At 49.4% G+C, this 3537-nt stretch carries 2 protein-coding genes and 1 pseudogene; 1 reads left to right on the top strand and 2 read right to left on the bottom strand.

The window, feature by feature from the left end; genetic code table 11:
• The coding region (locus tag CV944_RS16430) for an IS1634 family transposase (protein WP_145994843.1) at positions 1-520 on the top strand (520 nt) is incomplete at its 5' end.
• A gap of 525 nt (positions 521-1045) precedes the next feature.
• Here CV944_RS16430 and istB read toward each other — a convergent pair.
• Positions 1046-1798, bottom strand: a pseudogene (istB, locus tag CV944_RS16435) (IS21-like element helper ATPase IstB).
• Positions 1795-3300: an IS21 family transposase gene (istA, locus tag CV944_RS16440; RefSeq protein ID WP_100664547.1), complete on the bottom strand. Its 1506-nt coding sequence runs from the start codon at positions 3298-3300 to the stop codon at positions 1795-1797. The pseudogene istB and the gene istA overlap by 4 nt, the downstream one beginning before the upstream one ends.
• Positions 3301-3537 lie beyond the last annotated feature (237 nt).

The following is a 3537-nucleotide window of genomic DNA, read 5'->3' on the forward strand; positions in this document are numbered from 1 at the left end:
TGAAGCTCATCATAAGGCCACCTGCCGGCTGCGTTCCCATCCGTCCTACGGAAAATACTTGCGTCAATTGAAGGATGGAACGCTTCGCATCGACAAGCAAGCGGTTCGTGAAGCGGAAAAGTACGATGGCAAATATCTCATCCGAACCTCCGATGACACCTTGTCTGCCGAGGATGTCGCGCTCGGGTATAAGCAACTGGTGGATATCGAGCAGGCCTTTCGGACGTTGAAATCAACACTCGAGCTGCGCCCCATGTATCATCGCTTGGAAGACCGTATCCGGGCGCATGTGCTGCTCAGTTGGCTGGCTCTCTTGCTGGTTCGGATCGTGGAGATCCGAACTCATGAATCGTGGCCGAAAGTAAGAGACGAATGCGAGCGTCTCATGCTTGGACATTTTTCTTCAAAAAACGGCGACCTTTATCAACGAACCGAACTGACGGCCAAACAAGCGCTATTCCTTGCGGCTCTAGGGCTGGAACCTCCTCCAAAGATTCTAGGCATCCACCCTCGCACCTAGATACACGCCCGAAGTGTGCCCAAATGCCTCCGATCCCTTTTGTATCAAGGGGCGAGAGGCATTTTGTTTGCCTAATGACTGTCGAACTCGGGCATAACAACATTTTATTTTTCGAGGGGGTTGCGGTGGTGTGCAAAACCGCCCCTTGCCGCCCTGGAAAATCAATGGTAAAATGAAGGTGCTCTTTTAAAAGACTGACCCCGTTTAGAGGATTGAAACTAAAATTTGTGGTCAAACAGACAAACGACGTGAGTGTTTCTTTTAAAAGAGCGGCCTCGTTTAGAGGATAAAAATGAGCCCGTCAGCTTTTATAGCTTTTCCATTACAATGTTTCCATTTTTAGAATGTGAATCGATTACATAAGAAGAGAGTCGTCGGTAAAATCAAAATGACGCGGCTCTCTTTTTTAGTGCGTCTAGTATGGGTGCAGCCGATAGGGTGAGAGTCTCGAATCGCATGTTTTTTGCAAGCAAAAAGTGCAGAGAATTGCAAGAAAAAATACATAGGCTTGCCGGCTCAATGAATTTACCTTTCAACCGAGTGAGAAGGGAGCGACTGAACGGCAGAAAGCGCGTGTCGCAAGCGGTAGCTCTCTCCCGTAAACGCGAGAATGTGGGAGTGATGGACCAAACGATCCACCATCGCTGCCGTCAGGCTGTTGTCCCCAAACACTCGATTCCACTGTCCAAACTCTAAATTCGATGTCACGATGACACTTTTTCATTCATAACAATCGGCAATGATGTGAAACAGCAGTTCCGATCCCTGCTTTTGGAAAGGTACATAGCCGAGTTCGTCCAAAATCAACAGCTCACATGTGTCGATTTGCCGTTTGAGCCGTCCGAGGGTGCCGTCTTTTAACGCCTCTTCGAGCTGGGCGACAAGATCGGCGACACGGAAAAACCGAACTTCATGGCCCCGTTCACACGCTTTTCATCCTAATGCGGTGGCGAGATGGGTTTTTCCTGTTCCCGGCGAACCTAAAAGCAGGACGTTCTGTTTTTGCTCCAAAAAGCGAAGGTCGCAAAGTTCTTCCTTCGAGATCGTGGTCGGCCAATGAATCTGATCCGACCATTCGTAATCTTTGAGCCATTTCAACTCCCGGAACTTCGCCTTCTTGATCAATCGAGCCTGTTTTGCTTTCTGACGGAACGACAGCTCCAACGCCAACACATCACGCAAAAATTGTTCCTTGGTCTCGTAGGCCACCTCCTCGAATCGATCCGCGATGTACGCCAAATGCAGGGCTTTACAAATCTCTTTTACATCCATCTTCATGCCCGGCTTCCCCCTTCCCTTGACGGACAAAGACGTTGATCATACACATGTAAATCGGTTTCATAGTCGACTAAAACGGAAGGGGTATAGGCTTCTTCCCATTTCACGGGATACTCCGAACGCTTCGCCTCCATCAACACCCCGATCTCATGGGGCGCCAAATCCCACCGTTGATACTTGTCAAGCCACTGGGCGATCTCATAGACGGTGTACCGGTCCAACAGCTTTTGCACCCCTCGAATGCGTGATGCCGTCTGTTTCGGTTGTTCCATGAAGTATTTCCTAATGGCCTCCGGCAAGTAAACTCGAAACCGCGAATACTCCACTACCCGAGGCTTTTGCGCCCATTCCGCCAAAATGTCCTTCCAAGGGAGCTCCCGTTGCTTTTTCGTGTACGGCCTTGGCGCTTCCAGGTACACCTCCCCTTTCTGGGACAAAACCATGAAACGATCCCATTCCTTTTTGATAAGGATACGGTTGGGAACCGGGATCCCATGAACCACAAACGTCTCCCCATCCACCGTTACTTCCCCGTATTTATTGACATTGGCGTGGTGGAAGGAGAAGATCGGGAGATCTCTCTCCGGCAGGACAAGCAACTCCTTTTGTTCTTCCTGCCATAATTCCTCAATGGTTCTCCCTTTTTCATAGTGGGGTCGGGCTCGATCTTCGATCATCTTGCGATGCAGCCACTCCGCCAGTTCTTCATCCCCCTCGATCAACGGAGCAGGGACAAAGCAGTGTTGACGAGTATAGTAAACTTTCCGTTCGACATTCCCTTTTTCGTGTCCGCTATACGGATTGCACGCCTGTACGTCAAACCGGTAATGAAGCCGGAATCGCTCAAATGCTTCCGTATATTGACGTTCGCCTCCTTTTCGGATCGAAACCACCGCCGCCGCCAAATTGTCGATGCGCAGTTTTCTCGGGACGCCTCCAGCTTGGCGAAACAGCTGAGTGAGCCCGTAAAGAAAACATTCGCTGTTTTCCGCCGGCAATGGATACGCATACGCGGCGTTGCTGTACGGAAAGCTCAAAATCAGAATGGATCGGTCTTCCTCTTTTCCTTCCTTCGTCACAACGGCCATGGTGCCGAAATCCACCTGCGCTTCCCCCGGATGGTGTTCCAGCCTCTCGTAACGCTGTTCCTTCTTCAGCTTAAGCTGAGGTCTTCGTTTTTGAACGTAGGCGCAAACGGTTCGATAAGACCCCTTAAATCCATGTTCGTGCTTTAACTGCTCATACATCTTCTTGCCCGTCCGCCGTTGCTTTCTTGGCAGTTTCGCGTCTTCCTCCAGCCAATCATAGATGATTTGACTGTATCCTTCTTCCTCCATCATTCCCCGTTTTCTCTTTATTTTTTGTCTGACCGAAATGTCTCCATCCGCATATTTCTTGACTGTTCTCCAGTTAAATCCCGTCCTACGGACAATTTCGGAAAGCGATAACCCTTTCTTTTCACGCAAATGTTTGATATGATGAATTTCAGGCATTGCTAGCATCCTTTCATTACCTCCACTGTTTTGTTCTTCACAACCTTAAACAGTAGAGGGTATTTTAGGAGCTGGCAAGCCTTTTTTTATGCCATGAAGCTCTGCACTTTTTGTTGCAGAACTCTGTACTTTCATTTTGCACTAAACACGTGTGCCGACAAACCGTTTCCCATTATGTGTCGCTGTTCAACGAAGGCGGTCTGGAGCTCTTGCTTCATCGGGATTTCGCCCCCGGGCGGGAGCCGT

Origin of the sequence: Geobacillus sp. WSUCF-018B (assembly GCF_002809985.1) — a bacterium.
Lineage (GTDB): Bacteria > Bacillota > Bacilli > Bacillales > Anoxybacillaceae > Geobacillus > Geobacillus thermophilus.

Coding starts and splice junctions, on each gene's coding strand:
- istA (WP_100664547.1), bottom strand. CDS start 3,300: ATGCTAGCAATGCCTGAAATTCATCATATCAAACATTTGCGTGAAAAG.